General features: G+C 64.5%; 18 protein-coding genes and 1 riboswitch. Of the genes, 14 read left to right on the forward strand and 4 right to left on the reverse strand.

From position 1 onward, the window contains the following. The first annotated feature begins 7 nt into the window (after positions 1–7). Complete coding sequence (locus CH291_RS21485; protein ID WP_094688608.1) at positions 8–1588, forward strand: regulator; 1581 nt, start codon at positions 8–10, stop codon at positions 1586–1588. 42 nt (positions 1589–1630) lie between these two features. On the opposite strand, the gene car is transcribed toward CH291_RS21485, so the two are convergent. After that, entirely contained in the window at positions 1631–5158 is a 3528-nt protein-coding gene (gene car / locus CH291_RS21490; RefSeq protein WP_094688609.1) for a carboxylic acid reductase, read from the reverse strand. Between the two features lie 313 nt (positions 5159–5471). Here car and CH291_RS21495 point away from each other — a divergent pair, with 313 nt between their 5' ends. Then, positions 5472–7268, forward strand: coding sequence for an acyl-CoA dehydrogenase (locus tag CH291_RS21495; RefSeq protein ID WP_094688610.1), 1797 nt, complete (start codon positions 5472–5474; stop codon positions 7266–7268). A gap of 26 nt (positions 7269–7294) precedes the next feature. Further along, positions 7295–8056 (forward strand): SDR family NAD(P)-dependent oxidoreductase, encoded by a 762-nt coding sequence (locus CH291_RS21500; protein WP_068047438.1) that lies wholly within the window; start codon positions 7295–7297, stop codon positions 8054–8056. A 3-nt stretch (positions 8057–8059) separates the two neighbouring features. Here CH291_RS21500 and CH291_RS21505 read toward each other — a convergent pair whose 3' ends face one another. The 3 genes from CH291_RS21505 to CH291_RS26920 all read right to left on the reverse strand — a co-directional run bounded on the left by CH291_RS21505 (position 8060) and on the right by CH291_RS26920 (position 9838). Beyond that, entirely contained in the window at positions 8060–9322 is a 1263-nt protein-coding gene (locus CH291_RS21505; protein WP_094688612.1) for a cupin domain-containing protein, read from the reverse strand. Continuing rightward, a complete protein-coding gene (locus tag CH291_RS21510; protein WP_032398144.1) occupies positions 9319–9576 on the reverse strand; it encodes a hypothetical protein in 258 nt (85 codons plus the stop codon). Before CH291_RS21510 ends, CH291_RS21505 begins: the two co-directional genes overlap by 4 nt. Positions 9577–9679: 103 nt before the next feature. Continuing rightward, positions 9680–9838 carry a hypothetical protein gene (locus CH291_RS26920; protein WP_179271979.1) on the reverse strand — a complete coding sequence of 53 codons (159 nt, stop codon included), beginning with the start codon at positions 9836–9838 and terminating at the stop codon, positions 9680–9682. Positions 9839–9882: 44 nt separating this feature from the next. On the opposite strand from CH291_RS26920, the gene idi reads away from it, so the two are divergent. The 11 genes from idi to CH291_RS21565 all read left to right on the forward strand — a co-directional run bounded on the left by idi (position 9883) and on the right by CH291_RS21565 (position 17317). Then, positions 9883–10491 carry an isopentenyl-diphosphate Delta-isomerase gene (idi, locus tag CH291_RS21515; RefSeq protein WP_094668842.1) on the forward strand — a complete coding sequence of 203 codons (609 nt, stop codon included), beginning with the start codon at positions 9883–9885 and terminating at the stop codon, positions 10489–10491. A 27-nt stretch (positions 10492–10518) separates the two neighbouring features. Then, positions 10519–11154 (forward strand): NUDIX hydrolase, encoded by a 636-nt coding sequence (locus CH291_RS21520; protein WP_179271980.1) that lies wholly within the window; start codon positions 10519–10521, stop codon positions 11152–11154. 61 nt (positions 11155–11215) lie between these two features. Continuing rightward, entirely contained in the window at positions 11216–11818 is a 603-nt protein-coding gene (locus CH291_RS21525; protein WP_068047429.1) for a CDP-alcohol phosphatidyltransferase family protein, read from the forward strand. A gap of 35 nt (positions 11819–11853) precedes the next feature. Further along, the gene (locus CH291_RS21530) at positions 11854–12720 is read left to right on the forward strand and encodes a DUF881 domain-containing protein (RefSeq protein ID WP_094688613.1); all 867 of its coding nucleotides are present in this window, start codon (positions 11854–11856) and stop codon (positions 12718–12720) included. Further along, positions 12717–13145: a small basic family protein gene (locus tag CH291_RS21535; protein WP_082898627.1), complete on the forward strand. Its 429-nt coding sequence runs from the start codon at positions 12717–12719 to the stop codon at positions 13143–13145. The genes CH291_RS21530 and CH291_RS21535 overlap by 4 nt, the downstream gene beginning before the upstream one ends. A gap of 3 nt (positions 13146–13148) precedes the next feature. After that, a complete protein-coding gene (locus CH291_RS21540) occupies positions 13149–13898 on the forward strand; it encodes a DUF881 domain-containing protein (RefSeq protein WP_094688614.1) in 750 nt (249 codons plus the stop codon). A gap of 41 nt (positions 13899–13939) precedes the next feature. Continuing rightward, the gene (gene gcvH / locus CH291_RS21545) at positions 13940–14344 is read left to right on the forward strand and encodes a glycine cleavage system protein GcvH (RefSeq protein WP_068047421.1); all 405 of its coding nucleotides are present in this window, start codon (positions 13940–13942) and stop codon (positions 14342–14344) included. 213 nt (positions 14345–14557) lie between these two features. Next, entirely contained in the window at positions 14558–15055 is a 498-nt protein-coding gene (gene odhI, locus CH291_RS21550) for an oxoglutarate dehydrogenase inhibitor Odhl (RefSeq protein ID WP_032377955.1), read from the forward strand. Beyond that, positions 15052–15789, forward strand: a complete 738-nt coding sequence (gene ftsR, locus CH291_RS21555; protein ID WP_037189245.1) for a transcriptional regulator FtsR — start codon at positions 15052–15054, stop codon at positions 15787–15789. The genes odhI and ftsR overlap by 4 nt, the downstream gene beginning before the upstream one ends. A 100-nt stretch (positions 15790–15889) precedes the next feature. Then, complete coding sequence (locus CH291_RS21560) at positions 15890–16363, forward strand: bifunctional nuclease family protein (RefSeq protein WP_068047418.1); 474 nt, start codon at positions 15890–15892, stop codon at positions 16361–16363. Between the two features lie 396 nt (positions 16364–16759). After that, a complete protein-coding gene (locus tag CH291_RS21565; protein ID WP_094642346.1) occupies positions 16760–17317 on the forward strand; it encodes a MerR family transcriptional regulator in 558 nt (185 codons plus the stop codon). Between the two features lie 12 nt (positions 17318–17329). Then, a riboswitch (glycine riboswitch) is annotated at positions 17330–17427 on the forward strand. The last annotated feature ends 49 nt before the right edge of the window (positions 17428–17476 follow it).

Here is a 17476-nt window from a genome sequence, read left to right on the forward strand (position 1 = left end):
CCAGAACATGACCATGGACGTCAAAGACTCACCCGCTGCAGGCTCGTCGCCCTCGTTGACCCTCTCGTGGTGGACGAAAGGCGACACCAACGCATTCTTCGGACTCGGCTTCAACATCCTCGTCAACGTTCTCACTCTGACCACCTTGAGCATCGCAGTGGTCGGTATTCCAGGAAGCGACGTCCTCGGGACGCTGCTGCCTGCTCTCGGAATCGCACTGATCCTGGGAAACTTGTACTACATGGTTCTCGCTCGTCGACTTGCCAAGCGCGAGAACCGAACCGACGTGACTGCGCTACCCTACGGTCCGAGCGTGCCGCACATGTTCATCGTCGTGTTCGTGGTCATGCTCCCGGTCTACCTGGCGACGGGCGACGCGGTTCAGGCGTGGGCGGCGGGACTCGCCTGGGCCTTCATGATCGGCATCATCGTCATGATCGGAGCGTTCGTCGGGCCCTACATTCGCAGGATCACCCCGCGCGCGGCAATGCTCGGTACGTTGGCCGGCATCTCCATCACGTTCATCGCGATGCGCCCGGCCGCGCAGATGTGGGAGGCCGCCTGGATCGGGTTGCCCGTTCTCGCAATCATTCTCATCGGCTTCTTCACAGACGTGAAGTTGCCCGGCAACATTCCGGTGGGTCTCGCGGCGCTTCTGGTGGGCACGGCGATCGGCTGGATCGGCGGATACATGTCCGTGCCGGACGTGACCGAGGCGGCGAGCAATATCGCGCTCGGCCTTCCGGATCTGCGCCTCGATCTCCTGCTCGACGGTCTCGGTAACCTGGCACCCCTGCTCGCCACCGCAATTCCGTTGGGGGTCTACAACTTCACCGAGGCGATGAGCAACGTCGAAAGCGCGTCCGCTGCCGGAGACAACTACAACCTGCGCAGTGTGCTGCTCGCGGACGGCTTCGGTGCGGTCGTCGGCTCGGCGTTCGGATCGCCGTTCCCGCCCGCGGTCTACATCGGCCATCCCGGCTGGAAGGACGCAGGTGGCCGCACCGGATACTCGGTCGCATCGGGCGTCGCGATCGGGTTGATGTGTTTTCTCGGGTTGTTCGGATTGCTGGCGACGTTGCTGCCGATTCCCGCGATCGTTCCGATTCTGCTGTACATCGGACTGCTGATCGGTGCCCAGGCATTCCAGTCGGTGCCGAAGCTGCACGCTATCGCGGTGGTGGTGGCGCTGCTTCCCAACCTCGCGGAGTGGGCGGTGGGTCTGATCGACAACGCACTCAGCGCGGCAGGTACATCGGCTACCGAAGTGGGCAGTGAGGCACTGGGTCAGGCGGGTGTCGTCTACGACGGGCTGAAGACGTTCGGATCGGGAGCGGTACTCGCCGGACTGATGTTGGGCACCATCGTCACGTTCGTTCTCGACAAACGGTTTCTCGCCGCCGCAGCAGCGGGTGGGGTGGCCGCGGCACTGTCGTGGGTCGGTCTGATCCACTCACACGAGGTGGGGTGGGCAGCCAACCCGCAAGTGGCCCTGGGTTATCTGTTCTTCGGGCTCGTGTGTCTGGCGTACTCGCGGCTGATTCCCGCCCCGAAGCAGACGGGCGAACCACAACCGGTCGGGGAGTAGGGCTTCCCGATGCGGGCCGCGTGGCCCGCATCGGGAACTGCTCTAGCGCGTGCTCACGAGCTCGAGCGCCACGAGATCGGAGAGGTACTTCTCGATCAACTCGCGCCCGAGGTGCGGAATGTCCCCGACGGCCGAGGCGAACTCGTCGGCGGGCAGCATCGCCCCGGACGACGGGTGTTGCGGGTGTGCGTACGAGTCGATCAGGGGGAGCAGCGAGTGCGAACGCTGCTTCTCCGGCAATGCCTCGACTGCGGCACCGAACCGTTCGAACCACTCGTCGTAGTTCTCGACGATCTCGATGTCGCGACCTGCGTCACGCATCCAATCGACGAACGTGTCCAGCGAGATGTCGTCGTCGTGTGGGTTGAGGATGTCGAACGTTCGGTAGCCAGAGGTATCCCCGCCCGCGATCGACGTGATGGCCGAAGCACTGAAATCGGCAGGCAGACCGTCGTAGTGGGCCAGCGGTCGCCCTTTCTCGTCGGTCGGTGCCCCGGTGTCGGTGGCGTAGAACGTGTGAGGAGCCAGGCCGGTTGCGACGACCGAGAGGATCAGACGCGTGAACACGTCCGGCACGTTGAGCTGACCGGTCCATCTGCTGTGCGCCAGGATCATGTCCGAGCGAAAGACCGACACCGGCAGGCCGAACTCGTCGAACGCGTTGCGCAACAGCACTTCACCGGCCCACTTGGAGTTTCCGTAGCCGTTGGCGTAGGAATCGCCCACAGCTCGCGACGGGCTGTCCACACGGATGTCGCCGTTCTCCCGGAAGTTCTCGACGCCCGCTGCGACGGCCACCGTCGACAGGTAGGTCACCGGCTTGACGTGGTCGGTGAGCGCCAGCCGAATCACCTCGGCGGTGCCGACGACGTTGGGGCCGAAGAGGTGCTCGTACGGCAGTGCGTGGTTGACCAGCGCTGCAGGGTGCACGATGCGATCCACCCGTTGGGCCAGCGCCTCGAACGCGTCAGGGTCCACGCCGAACCGAGGTGTCCCGAGATCGCCTGCCACGACCTCGAGCGCAGCGTCGGCCAAGGTTCGATAGCGTTCCGACAGGTCTGCGTCGCCGCTGTCGAAGGCCGCATCGAGTCGAGCTCGCGCGTCGGTATCGGAGCGTCCGCGCACCAGACAGATCACCTTTCCGCCGACCTCGGCCATGCGCTCCAACCATTCCAGGCAGAGGAAGCGACCGAGGTATCCGTTGGCCCCGGTCAGCAGCACTGTGCTGGTCTGGTCCCGCGGGCCCGGAATGTGGTGCGCTGCGTCGAGGAGGGTGTCGTCCAGAAATGCCGACAGTCGCAGGTCGGACGCCTCGGCGATGGTTGCGCCGCGGCCGTGGATCGATTCGAAAGTGGCCGTGTCGGAATCGGTGTCGCGGGCCGAGGTGATGTACTCGGCCAGCGATGCCAGGTCCATGGCGGGCCCAGTGATCACACCGACCGGAACATCGACGTCGTAGATCTCACGGAGCAGCGTCGAGAACGTCAACGCCGACAACGAATCTCCGCCCAGGTCGCTGAAGTGGGCATCGGGGCGAACATCGGACCCGGCGCATCCCAGCAGGGCTTGGGCGGCATCGCCGACCGTGGCCAGGACCGGGGCATCGGCACCACTGCGCCTGAGCTCGCGCAGCCGGTCGTTCTGACCCGATTCGAGTTCTGCGTAGCGACGCTCGAGTTCGTCTCGGTAACGTTCGGCGAGTTTGGGACGCAGTTGCTTGCCCGCACCGGACAGCAGTCCGTTCTCCTGTGTGAACGGCTCGTGTTCGATGATGACCTCACGCGGAATCTCGTACGAGTTCAGCGCTTCCGTGCGTGCGATCCGTTGCAGCGATTCGATGACCGAACCCGCGGTGGTATCCGGTTGGGCCGGAACGACGACCGCCAACAGATACGCCCGTTGGCCGTTGCCGTAGAGAAATATCTGATCGACCAGCTCACTGGTACCGAACAGGGATTCGAGGCGCGCCAGTGCGACGAACTCGCCCTGAGCCAGTTTCAGAACGTTCTTGCGTCGGTCGACGTAGGCGAGTCGGTCCGGCTCGATCTCGGCGACGACGTCACCGGTGCGATAGAAGCCCCCGGAGTCGAAGACGTCGGCCGTGACGTCCGGACGCTTGTAATAACCGGGAATGATGGACGCCGTCTTGAGCAGGAGCTCACCGCGCGGATGCGGTGTGTCGGTGGAGAAGTAACCGAGTTCGGGCACATCGTCGAGCTTGTATTCGATCACCGGTGGACGTTGCACGACGCCGTCGTGCAACACCATCCCGGCTTCGGTGGAGCCGTAGTTGTCGCGGACCTCGATATCGAGCAGCTCCGTGACGAAGTCCTTGACCTCGGGAGCAATCGGTGCGGTGCCGACCATCGCTGCCAGGACACGTCCACCAAATTGCTCGATCCTGTTGCGCTCCAGAATCTCTCGACGCGTCCTGTCGGCATCGCCACCTGCAGAGCGTTCGACCTCTCGGTCGATCTCGGCGAGGACGTTGTGCCGAATCATCTCGCACACCCGCGGGATCAACAGGGCCATCGTGGGCCGAGCGAGCGCGAAATCCTCGAACAGGGTGGACAGGTCGCTCGCCGCTGCGAAGTGGACGGTGCCGCCGGCCGCCAGCGTCGAGAAGACAAGACCACGCCCGGCCAGGTGACTCATCGGGAGATAGTCGACAGTGATGACAGGGAAAGCCGGCTGGTCCGTGGATTCGGAGGAAGCTCCGGTGTGGTGCCAGGCACCGGTCCAGGCTCCGCACACGATTCGTTCGGTGTGCATCGCTCCCTTGGGCGTTCCGGTGCTGCCGGAGGTGTAGATCAGCGTCGCGAGTCGGTCGGGATCCTCGTCGTCGGGGAGCGGGATTTCCGGCAGTTGCGCGCCGTCGCGAACCAGGTCGGTGAGCGGCCGGACGAAGACTCCCACCTGCTCGGCATCGACCAGCGCGGACTTCATGGTCCGTGCGTGCGCGTCTATCGCAGCGTCGTAGTCGAGGACGACGATTCGCCGAATGGACCGACAATGCGTGGCAACCTGGACCGCAACGGACAAGTTGTCGACATCTGCTGCGAGAACGACGGGTTCGACCTCGTCGGCGATGGCCGAGAGCTGGCCTGCAGTGGCACCGGCTTGCAACGGAACGGCAATCGCACCGAGTCGGATCGTGGCCAGTTCCGCGACGACATAGTCGGCGCTCGCGAATCCCAGGGTTGCGAAGAAGTCTCCTCGCGCGATACCGAATGCGTCGTGCGTCAGCGCCGAGGCCAGTGCGCCGGCATCGCTCCAGGCTCGGCCGTAGGTGATGGTGTCGAACCGGGGGAGAAGGTGAAACGTGTCGACGTCGTCGATCTTCATGATCTCTCGAGCTCGGCGGCCGAGGGCCGGCCGATCGGAGTAACGCGTCATGATCTCGGCAACCACTCGGGCCAGGTTGGGCGACAACTCCTGGGCGGCATCGGCCACGGCGCTGTCCGGTTCCGCGGCTCGAAACTCCCGGTCGGTCTCGTGCAGCTCCTGGAACCGACTGCGTTGCCTGCTCTGTCGATCCTGTCGGCTGTCGACGTCCAGTGTGTGCGTCATGCTCGACTCCCTCCGACGAAGCCCGCCGATCGTTCGGGGACCTCGCGATTGTCGCTCAATATCGTTATCAAAGGTAAGTATATGCCGTCGGGCATCTCGCCAATCGTGACGCTCCTCATAGTCCGATAAGTCGTAAAAGTCTGGCTCACTGCACTTTTGGGGCCCGGATCGCGGACTCTCATGGGGGGTGGCAGCTCCCGTGGGTACTCGGTGAAAGCGGGAGATCGAGACTTGTATGGTGAAACCACAGTCATGTGCGTCACAGTGCTCGTCACCGTCGCGCACCTGTCACCCCTCGCGATCGGAGAAGTGAATGTCGGACGTCCTCTCGCGACGCGACCTGGATTTTCTGCTGTACGAATGGCTGGACGTGGCGGCACTGACAGCTCGACCGCGCTTCGCGGAGCACTCGAAGGAGACCTTCGACGCGGTCCTCGACCTCAGTGCGGACATCGCCCGCAAGCACTTCGCGCCGCACAACAAGAAGGCGGACGCGCAGGAGCCGACGATGAATGCGGACGGTTCGGTCGAGCTGATACCCGAAGTCAAGGAAGCGCTCGTTGTCTATGCGTCCGCGGGTCTGATCGCCGGGCAGTTCGACGAGTCGATAGGCGGGATGCAACTGCCTGCGACCGTCTCTCGGGCAGCGATGGCGTTCTTCCAGGCCGCCAACGCCGGGACCTCCTCGTACCCGTTCCTCACCATGGCCAACGCCAACCTGATCGCGACGTACGGCACGCCGGATCAAGTCCGTGATTACGTCCGGCCGATGCTGGACGGGCGCTGGTTCGGAACCATGTGTCTGTCGGAACCGCAGGCCGGATCGTCACTGGCGGACATCACGACGAAGGCAGTGCCGCAGGACGACGGTAGCTTCCGCATCACCGGTACCAAGATGTGGATTTCGGGTGGAGATCACGAACTCACCGAGAACATCGTCCACCTGGTGCTCGCCAAGACCCCGGGAGGACCGCCAGGAGTCAAGGGAATCTCCCTGTTCATCGTTCCCAAGTTCCTCCCGAACGGCGACGGCGGTACGGGCGAACGCAACGACATCGTGTTGACCGGACTCAATCACAAGATGGGCAACCGCGGTACCACCAATACCCTGCTGGCGTTCGGCGACGGAACCCACTCTCCCGGTGGGCAATCCGGAGCTGTCGGCTACCTCGTCGCCGAGGAGAACCGTGGTTTGTCGTACATGTTCCACATGATGAACGAGGCCCGTATCGGTGTCGGATTCCTGGCCATCGCGCTCGGGTACGTCGGTTACCTGAAGTCGGTCGAGTACGCGAAGACGCGTACTCAGGGACGACCGCTCGGTGCGAAAGATCCGGCAGCACCCCCTGTCGCGCTCATCGAACACGCCGACGTTCGTCGAATGTTGTTGGCGCAGAAGTCGTACGTCGAAGGCGCGTTGGCCCTCGGACTCTATTGTTCGCGTCTGGTCGACCATCAGGATTCGGCATCCGACGATGCCGAAGCAGCACGATCGACACTGTTGCTCGACGTACTGACGCCCATCGCCAAGAGCTGGCCGTCTCAGTGGTGCCTCGAAGCCAACAGCCTGGCCATTCAGGTGCACGGCGGCTACGGATACACCCGCGACTACGACGTCGAGCAGCACTACCGCGACAATCGCCTCAACCCGATTCACGAAGGCACACACGGTATTCAGGGATTGGATCTGCTCGGGCGCAAGGTGATCATGCAGGGCGGCGCGGGATTGGCTCTGCTGGCCGAACACATCGCGGAGACGGTGGCGCGGGCCGAATCAGCAGGCGGTGACGCTGCTCGGTACGCCGCCGAACTGCACGCACGCTTGGACAGAATCGTCGAGGTCACCGCGGCAGTGTGGGGTACCGGCGACGCCGCCGTGGCGCTGGCGAACTCCACGGCCTACCTCGAAGCGATGGGGCACACCGTCATCGCCTGGATGTGGCTCGAGCAGTTGCTGGCGGTCGGCACGAAGTCCGGAGACTTCTACGACGGAAAGCGTTCTGCAGCGAAATACTTCTACGTCTACGAATTGCCGAAGGTGGACGTTCAGCTCGATCTGTTGGCGAGACTGGACCGCACCACCCTCGATATGTCACCCGCTTGGTTCTGAGTCGAAAACAAGGAGATTCATCGAACATGTCGATCTTGGACAAATTTCGCCTGGACGGACGCGTCGTCATCGTCACCGGTGCCTCCTCCGGACTGGGCGTGGCATTCGCCAAGGCAGCCGCCGAGGCGGGAGCGGACGTGGTGCTCGCCGCACGACGAGTGGACAAGTTGGCGCAGACCGCAGAGTTGATCGACAGCGTAGGAGGGCGTTCGATCACGGTCGCCACCGACGTGGTCGACCCGGACCAGTGCACCGCGATGGTCGAGGCCGCGGTGAAGGAGTTCGGTAAGGTCGACATTCTCATCAACAATGCCGGGGTAGGCACGGCCTACCCCGCAACCCGTGAGACACCCGAGCAGTTCCGCTCGGTGATCGACATCAACTTGAACGGGTCGTACTGGGCAGCGCAGGCCTGCGGACGGGTGATGGCGCCCGGCAGTTCGATCGTGAACATCTCCAGCATTCTGGGGCTGACCACCGCAGGCCTTCCGCAGGCGGCCTACAGCGCGAGCAAGGCAGCGATCATCGGCCTCACCCGCGATCTGGCGCAGCAGTGGGGCGCGCGAAAAGGCATCAGAGTCAACGCTATTGCGCCAGGTTTCTTCCAGAGCGAGATGACGGACTCGTACCAGCCGGGATACCTCGACTCGATGGCTCCGCGAATGATTCTCGGACGCAAGGGCGATGCCGAAGAACTGGCTGCAACCGCGATCTGGCTCGCCTCGGACGCCGGGGGATACGTGACGGGTCAGACCATCGCGGTCGACGGTGGAATCACGATCACCTGACGGCTATCGTTCGGCCGGCACGGCGATGCCCTCGCGGATCAGTCTGCGCGCAACCACCAACGCGTCGTCGGTGTCGAGTCCGGGCAGGGCATCGAGGCGGCACGGTGCGCCCTGGTTCAGCAGGTCGAGAGCGTCTGCGCACTGGGGCGGCATCGTCACGGTCTTGGTGCGCACGACCACGGACACTGCGTGGGCCGATCGCACGACACGGGCGAACACGCCGGGCCGTAGTCGGATCGAATCCTCGCCCCGCAACGCTCCCATTGCAGCGACGCTTGCCAGTGGGCGCACCGTTTCCGGTCGGACGAGCTCGTCGTGACGATCAGCGACGCGTTCGGCCAGTCGACGTATCGCGTCGGGGTCTCGGTCGATCTCGTCGAGCGCGGCGCGCATGGCGTCCAAGACTCTGTGTACATGCGCAGCGATGGACTCCGGGTCGGAGTGGTCGAGGCCGGCGGGAAGGGGAGCGCGCAGACTCTCGACGTCGCCCAGCGACTTCAGCACGTGGTGGGCGAGGTCGTAGTCGTTGTACGACGCCACGCCGATGGTCAGGTGCACGGTTGTGTCACCGAGCGCTTGCGCCGAGTGGATCCACCCGCGCGGCAGGTAGAGCACATCGCCGGGCTCGAGGACAACGTCCAGTTCGGGAGTGTTCGATGCGTGGTCTTCGACGGCCGACCGTCGGTCCGACCACGGTTGATTGTTGAGCGGATGCACGTGCACCGGGGAGTGAATGCTCCACCGCTTGGTGCCCGCGATCTGCACGACGAACACATCGTGTACGTCGTAATGCGGTGAAAAGCCTTGCGATGCAGCCGGTGTCACATACGAGTTCACCTGCACGGGGTGGCCCAGCTCGCGAACGAGATCACCGACGAAACGAATCAGCGGCGGCCACAGCCGATGCAGGCCCTGAAGTACCAGCGTGTTTCCGGCCGCGAAGGCTGCCAGCACCGCTGCGGAGTCGACCTGGTCCGTTACCTCGGCACCGAACCCGCCGGACGACGTGAACTGCGACTTGTCCAGCAATCGACCGTCTTTGGCCATCCGCACGAAGGGAGTGCGTACTCCGCGTTCGGAGATCAGCTCGTCGACCGCGTCGAGTGTCATCAGATCGTCGAACGAGTCCGACAGCTCGGCGGATCGGGTCAGTTTGGGAGCTGTACCCCAGAACCGGTCCGCGAACGTCCTGAAGTCGGTACCGGTGAGACGACGAAGCGCGGACCGATGATCCGATCCGCGCTCGCCGCTCGACTCAGTGCTCAAGCGGTACCGTCCGCACCGCCGTCGTGTCCGTTGGGGTTCGATCCACCGTCGGCCGGGCCCTCGCCCGCTCCGGCGGGGCCGTCTGCTCCGCCGTCGTGACCGTCGGGGTTGGATCCGCCGTCGGCGGGTCCTTCACCGGCTCCGGCGGGGCCGTCTGCTCCGCCGTCATGGCCACCGGGGTTCGATCCGCCGTCGGCGGGTCCTTCGCCTGCGGCTCCGCCCGTGGTGGTGATGTCGTCGTCGTTGATGCTCATCGAGGTCCTTCCGGTCGTGGAGGTTCGTGTGCCCGCGCAGCGCGAGAACATCGGAGGTATTGACGCAAACTCTGTTTCTCAAACAGCGGTGGTGTGGCGAATCTCAGACAGAGTCGTCGGCGATCTCGGGCGCGTTCTCCCGCGTCGCCATTCCGCCTCCGCCGCCGCCGTCCACGGGTCCTGGTCGGCCGCCCTTCGGCGTGTCCGATGCCTTCTCGGCGTCTGTCGGGTTCTCGTTGTCGGTGTTCTCGTCACGTCCCATGGTTCGACAGTAGACCGCCGCGCAGGCCGTGGGACGATGGAACGATGGATCGATCCCGAGCGCAGCACGTGGTGCTGCTGGACGACGAAGGCCGCGCCGTCGGCACGCACGACAAGACCACCGTCCACACGCTGGACACGCAACTGCACCTGGCATTTTCCAGCTACGTGGTGAGATCGGACGGCGCAGTTCTTCTCACACGCAGAGCGTCGAGCAAGACGACGTGGCCAGGGGTGCTGACCAACACGTGCTGTGGCCACCCGGCACCCGGTGAGAAACTCGACGACGCCGTACTGCGCCGAATCGGCGAAGAATTGGGCCTGCATGCGGAATCCGCCGAGTTGGTACTGCCGCACTTCCGGTACCGGGCCGTCATGGACAACGGAATCGTGGAGAACGAGATATGCCCGGTGTACCGCGTGAGAGTCGACGAGCACGCGACACTCGATCCCGATCCGGACGAGGTGGAGGAGACTCGATGGGTGTCGTGGCGTGAGTTCTCCGCGGGGGTGCGGGGCGGCACCATCGACGTATCACCCTGGTGCCGAACGCAGGTGGAACAGTTGACCGCTCTGGCCGACGAGCCACTCGGCTGGCCGGCATCGCCGGACGAGATGCTTCCCCCTGCTGCCCGTCCTGCCGACACCCGCTGATCCTGCCCGGCCTCTAGGGTTCGTGCTGTGACCGTCGACAATTCCGACAGGCCGAACGAGGACCTGCTCGATCGTGCCTCCGTCGCGCGCGAACTCGCCCGCTTCTCCCACCGCACCGCCGAAACGGACGGACTCCGCGCCGCCGCCGTTGCCGTTGCGGTCGGTGGACCGCCGGGGGACAGGCGCATGCTGCTGACGAGGAGGCCGGATCGGTTGCGCGCACATCCGGGCCAATACGCGTTGCCCGGCGGAGGTGTGGACCCGGGCGAGTCTCGGATGCAGGCCTGTCTGCGGGAATTGGCCGAGGAGTTGGGAATTCGTGCCGACGAGACCGACGTGCTCGGTAGGTTGGACGACTACGTCACCCGATCCGGATACGTCATCACTCCGTTCGTGGTGTGGGTCGGCGACTACTCGTCCACGTTGCTGCCCAGCGAGGACGAGGTGGCCGAAGTGTTCGAGGTGACAGTCGACGAACTCGACGTCGACGCCCAATTCGTGTCGATACCCGAATCGACGCGTCCGGTCATTCGGTGGCCGTACCGAACGGGTGCCATCCATGCTCCGACCGGCGCGATCGTCCATCAGTTCCGTGAAGTGGCACTGCATGGTCGACACACCCGAGTCGCGGACTTCGAGCAGCCGGTGTTCGCGTGGCGCTAACGTGGCCGCAAGCCCGAGCGGGCAGGCCGCGACGAGCAGCACGAGAAGGAGGTGATCGCCGATGACGAACGACCGTGAGCTCGAGGTATCGGATCGCATCGCGACCGTTCCCAACCTTCTCAGCGCAATCCGGCTGTTGGGTGTTCCGCTGTTTCTCTACCTCATGCTCGGCCCCGAGGCCGACGGGTGGGCGCTGGTGCTCCTGCTGGTCAGCGGTGGAACCGATTGGCTCGACGGCAAACTGGCTCGCATGCTCGGTCAGGCATCGAAGCTGGGTGCAGTTCTCGATCCGTTGGTCGATCGGCTCTACGTGGTCAGCACCCTGGTGGCGTTCGTGCTGCGCGGCATCATTCCGTGGTGGGTTGCCGCGATACTCATCGGTCGCGATGCCGTACTCGGATTGACGATGTTCGTCTATCGCCGCAGATCCCTCCCGCCTCCGGACGTCATCTATCTCGGTAAGGCCGCGACCTTCGTGGTGATGATCGCGCTGCCGGTCCTCCTGGTCTCTGCCGGCAGCAATTCGGTGGCCGATGCCGCAGGACCGCTCGGATACGCGTTGCTGATCTGGGGCACCGCGTTGTACATCTGGACCGGTCTGCTGTACCTCGGCAAGGCGATCGCTGTCGCCAGGGCAGTCGATCCGACAGTGGCCGGCACCTGACGGTGGAGCCTGCGGAACGACCGGGACGGTCAGGAGTGGAGCCTGCGGAACGACCGGAAAAGCAGGTCAAGAGGAATCCCGTTCCGTCTTTGCTGACGTCCTTGTTGACCGACCATCTGGACCCGGGATACGGCGCGGCTGCCGAACGTACGGCGCAGCACACCCGCAAGCCGCGAGTACCTGCGGCGCTCTGGTTGTTGGCCGGTGCCGTCGTCATCGGGGTGATTTTCGGTATCGCGTTCTCGCAGCTGGCTTCCGGCGGTGCCGATGTGGACCGTGCGGGCTCCGATGCGTCGGCTGCTGTGCGCGCCGCGCAGGATCGCAGCGCCGAATTGGAAGCGACACAACAGGCACTGGTCGAGCAGGTGTCCTCGGAGCGTGACAGAGCTCTGCAGTCCGATGTCACGGGAAGTGCCCTGCTGGACCGGTTGAGTGCTGTCGAATCCGCCGCCGGCATCGATTCGGTGACCGGCCCTGGGCTCTCTGTCGTCGTCACCGAGCCGGTGGCCGAGGACGCCGCGTCGGATCGGTCGATTCGTGGGGGTTCGGGCGCAGCCGTGCTGGATCGAGACATCGCTGCAATCGTCAATTCGTTGTGGGCGAGCGGGGCCGAGGCGGTGTCGGTGGACGGTATTCGCGTCGGACCCAACGTGACCATCCGGCAGGCAGGCGGGGCAATGCTGCTGGACAATCGCCCGATCGACTCGCCCTACGCCATCGAGGCGATAGGGCCGCCCCAACGCATCCAGGTCCAGTTCGTCGTCAGCGACGCCTATCTGCGAATGAGTACGGTGGCGCAGTTGTACGACGTCGGATTCACGGTACGCCCGGCAACCGATCTCGAACTCGGTCCCGCCGCTGTGAGAGAGTCGTTCGTGGCAGAGGAGGTAGGCCGACGATGACGGAGCACGATCCACCGAGTGCCCACCCGGCGGAGTCCGACGTGCACGAACCGTCCGATTCGCCGATCACCCCCACCCACGGGGTCTACGCTGTTGCCGCGATCGCCGCACTGATCGTCGGCGTCGTCATCGGGACGGTTGCAGGCCCGCAGGTTCCCGCCGTGGTTGCTCCCTATCTGCCGATTGCCGTCGTCGCGGCGATCGACGCGGTGTTCGGCGGTGTACGGGCTTTCCTCGACGGCATCTTCGACGCCAAGGTGTTCGTGATCTCGTTCGTCTTCAACGTCCTCGTCGCGGCTCTGATCGTGTGGCTCGGCGATCAGCTCGGAGTGGGAACTCAGCTGTCCACGGCAATCGTCGTCGTCCTCGGCATCCGCATCTTCGGCAACGCCGCCGCCCTGCGCAGGCGTCTGTTCGGTGCCTAGATCATGACGGCAGGCGGCGGTCGGCACGGATGGCGCGCGCGACGTACTGGTGCAGAGGGACGAAGGCGCGGAGCGGCATTCGGTGTTCTCGCGCTCGCGCTGTTGTGCGTCCTGGGAATCGGCCTGGCCACGCAGGTACGAGAGACGAGCACCGCTGATGGCCTGGAGAACTCTCGGCCCGAGGACCTGCTGGTCGTGCTGGACACCCTGACCCGACGCGAGGCGTCGATCCGGGACGAGATCAGCACCCTGCAGGCCACTCTGGCGACGCTGCGTCAGTCCGGATCGGGATCGGAGGCGGCGGTGGCGGAAGCTCAGGAACGATTGTCCGCGTTGTCGATTCAAGTCGGTACCGTCGCGGCACAGGGGCCGGGGGTGACACTGGTGATCGAGGATCCGAACTCGGGCGTGGGATCGGAGGTGCTGCTCGACGCCATGCAAGAGTTGCGCGCAGCAGGTGCCGAAGCGCTCCAGCTCGAGGGCGGCGGAAATGCCGTGCGCATCGGCGTCGATTCGTGGATCGCCGGTTCCGCGGGTCGGATCGTGGTCGACGGTCGAGAACTGCGGGCCCCTTACACCTTCACTGCCATCGGGGATTCGCCGACTCTCGCGTCGGCACTGAACATTCCCGGCGGGGTCGTCGACACGGTGACTCGCAACGGTGCGACGTCGAACATCGCGCAGTCGGACCAGGTCACGGTGTCCGCCTTGCGGGATCCGCGCCCGCGTCAATACGCTCAGCCCGGTAACTGACCGCCCGCTCGCCCCGGGCCACGATCGAAGGGAATGCCGCGTTGAGCGACATCGACACACCAGCTGATCTGTACTACACCCCCGAGCACGAGTGGGTGCAGCGGACGGGGCCTGCAACGGTGCGAATCGGTATCACCGATTTCGCGCAGGCGCAGTTGGGCGACGTGGTGTTCGTTCAGCTTCCCTCGATCGGCGACACCGTGACCGCGGGCGCGTCTCTCGGCGAGGTCGAATCCACCAAGAGCGTGTCCGACGTGTTCAGCCCTCTGACCGCGAAAGTGGTTGCCGTGAACGAGGATCTGGACGGTGAACCGGAGAAGGTGAACTCGGGACCCTACACCGGAGGCTGGCTGATCGACCTCGAGGTTTCGACACCGGAGGAGTTGGACGCGGCACTGGCGCAGATGCTCGATGCCGCCGGATATGCTCTCATCACGGCCGAGTGATCGGCCGGCTGTCGACACCAGCCAACAGGCCACACGGCCACCACTGCGCAGGGTACGGTCGACACCGAGCGAATACCCTGTCGGGGCGAAGGTCCAGCAAGCTGTACGACGCTACGCAACACCGAACGCCAAGCAACACCTGATGTGAAGACCATGTACTGCGTTACCCGCGGCGTTCTCTGCCTCGGGTGAACGGACTGAGAAGGAGTAACGGTGAGCCAGAACGACAACGACAGCAACTACGGGGAGTCACCGGCAGAGACCACCTCGGTCTTCCGTGCAGATTTCCTGCAGGAGCTGGACAACTCCGCGGCCGCCCAGAGCACCGAAGCTCCGGTATCGGGTGTCGAGGGGTTGCCTGTCGGTGCCGCGCTGCTCGTCGTCAAGCGAGGACCCAACGCCGGATCACGGTTCCTGCTCGACCAGCCCACCACCTCGGCCGGTCGGCACCCCGACAGTGACATCTTCCTCGACGATGTCACCGTCAGCCGTCGGCATGCCGAGTTCCGGCAGGACGAGGACGACTTCCAGGTCGTCGACGTCGGCAGCCTCAACGGCACGTACGTCAACCGGGAGCCGGTCGACTCCGCTGTGCTGGCCAACGGCGACGAGGTCCAGATCGGCAAGTTCCGGCTGGTGTTCCTCACCGGACCGCGGGGCGGCAACGGATCTCAGGTCGGCGACGCGTCTGCGGGTGCAGGAAGCCAGTGACCGCCGTCGGGCAGCAGTCCAACGGGGGGATGTCGATTGGCTCCGTCCTCGATCGACTTCGGCCCGACTTTCCTGATGTCACCATCTCGAAGATCAGATTCCTCGAAGCCGAGGGGCTGATCTCGCCGGAACGCACACCGTCGGGGTACCGGCGGTTCTCCATCGCCGATTGCGAGCGTCTGCGCTTCGTGCTGACCGCGCAGCGCGATCAGTACCTGCCGCTCAAGGTCATCAAGGAACAACTCGAAGCCATCGACCACGGGGTCGCGACCGTCGAACGGGCCGATGCGTCGGTCAAGCGTCCGCGGTCGCTGACGGTTGCCGCGGGTGAGGTCTCTCCCGAGGAGTTCCTTCCCGATCGTGAGGTTCGCATCGCCAAGGCAGATCTACTCGCTCAGGCGGGGATCGACGATGCGTTTCTGACCGAGCTGTTGCGAGCCGGTTTGATCACCCCGGGGCAGGCCGGTTTCTACGACGACGGAGCGGTGACTCTCGCCCGGACGGCGCACGCGATGTTGCAATTCGGTCTCGAGGTGCGCCACCTTCGCGCCTTCAAGCTCGCGGCGGACCGCGAGGCCGGTCTGGTAGCGCAGATTGCTGGACCCGTGGCCAAGGGCCGAGACGCCGGTGCACGCGATCGCGCAGAAGAAATGATTCGCGAATTGGCTGCACTGTCCTTGACCTTGCACACCTGCCTGGTCAAAGCCGCGGTGCGCGGTGCACTCGACCGGTGACGCTCGCTCGCGTCGTTTCGACTTCCAATAGACTCGGCAGCGACGAGCTGAGCAAGTTTTCAGTGCAGCCCGGAATTTCTCGAGGTGAGAGGTAGACACGATGAGTGAGATGCGTGTGGTCGGTATTCGTGTCGAACAGCCGCAGAACCAGCCCGTGTTGCTGCTGCGTGAGGCTGACGGCGACCGGTACCTCCCGATCTGGATCGGCCAAACCGAGGCTGCCGCAATTGCTTTGGAGCAGCAGGGTGTGCAGCCGGCCCGTCCGCTCACCCACGATCTCGTCAAGAATCTGATCTCGGCGCTCGGGCACCAGCTCAAGGAGGTGCGCATCGTCGACCTGCAGGAGGGCACCTTCTACGCCGATCTGGTGTTCGACAAGGACATCAGGGTCTCCGCTCGGCCGTCGGACTCCGTAGCCATCGCACTGCGGGCCGGGGTACCGATCTTCGCCGACGAGCCCGTGCTCGCCGAAGCCGGATTGATCATGCCCGACGAGCGTGAGGACGAGGTCGAGAAGTTCAAGGAGTTCCTCGACTCGGTATCGCCGGACGACTTCAAAGCCACCGACGGGTAACAGAAGAGTCTCAACCTCAACTTTAGGTTCAGGTTTACGGCGCGTTGCGTTGAATCTGCACGAACGTCCCCATAACGTTCGTGCCAGTGAAGTTCATCGCCGTCGCTACCCATCCGGGTTCGGTTCACGCCTCTTCGATACCTGCCGAGGCGTACTCTGGCCTGGTACACGGTATGACTTCACGCGAGTACACCGAGGCATTTCCAGTGTCCCGGACGGATCGCAGTACTGACTCGATCCGAACGCAGTGAGACATCCGAGAGGGAGCAGTCAGTGGGAGATCAGCCGCAGCAGCATCACGGCCGTCGAGAGTCCGAAGCCGCAGGCCGGACCGAGGACACGCCGGTCGGTGCCGATGCTCGGGTCGACACCCCCGACCAGGCGTCGAGCGCCCGAATCGAATCGCCCCAGGACATTCAACCGGGATTGTTCCCCGACGACTCCGTGCCCGACGAACTCGTGGGCTACCGCGTGCCGAGTGCGTGCCAGATCGCCGGCATCACCTACCGTCAGCTCGATTACTGGGCCCGCACCGGGCTCGTCGTCCCGTCCATCCGCGGCGCAGCGGGATCGGGAAGCCAGCGGCTGTACTCGTTCAAGGACATGCTCGTCCTCAAGATCGTCAAGCGGCTGCTCGATACAGGTATCTCACTGCAGAACATCCGCGTCGCCGTCGATCACCTACGCCAGCGCGGGGTGGGCGATCTCGCCAACATCACGCTGTTCTCCGACGGCACCACCGTCTACGAGTGCACGTCGGCAGAAGAAGTGGTCGATCTGCTCCAGGGTGGGCAGGGCGTGTTCGGTATTGCCGTGAACGGTGCGATGCGCGAGCTCACCGGTACCATCGCCGACTTCCCGGCCGAACGAGCCGACGGCGGTGAAAGCCAGCCGAGCCCCGAGGACGAGTTGGCGTCGCGCCGCAAGAATCGCGCGAGCCGCAAGACCGGCTAGACTTTCTTTCGTCGCGCCCGCGCGGGAGAGTTCCGAGGCATCCAGTCTCGGACGCCGAAGGAGCAATACCTCCCCGTCAATCTCTCAGGCACACGGACCGTGTGGGCTTCGACAACTCTGGAAAGTGGTGGGAGCACCCACCCGCCCAAGGGGAAAGGT

The sequence above is a fragment of the Rhodococcus sp. 14-1411-2a genome, from assembly GCF_002259485.1.
Lineage (GTDB): Bacteria > Actinomycetota > Actinomycetes > Mycobacteriales > Mycobacteriaceae > Rhodococcoides.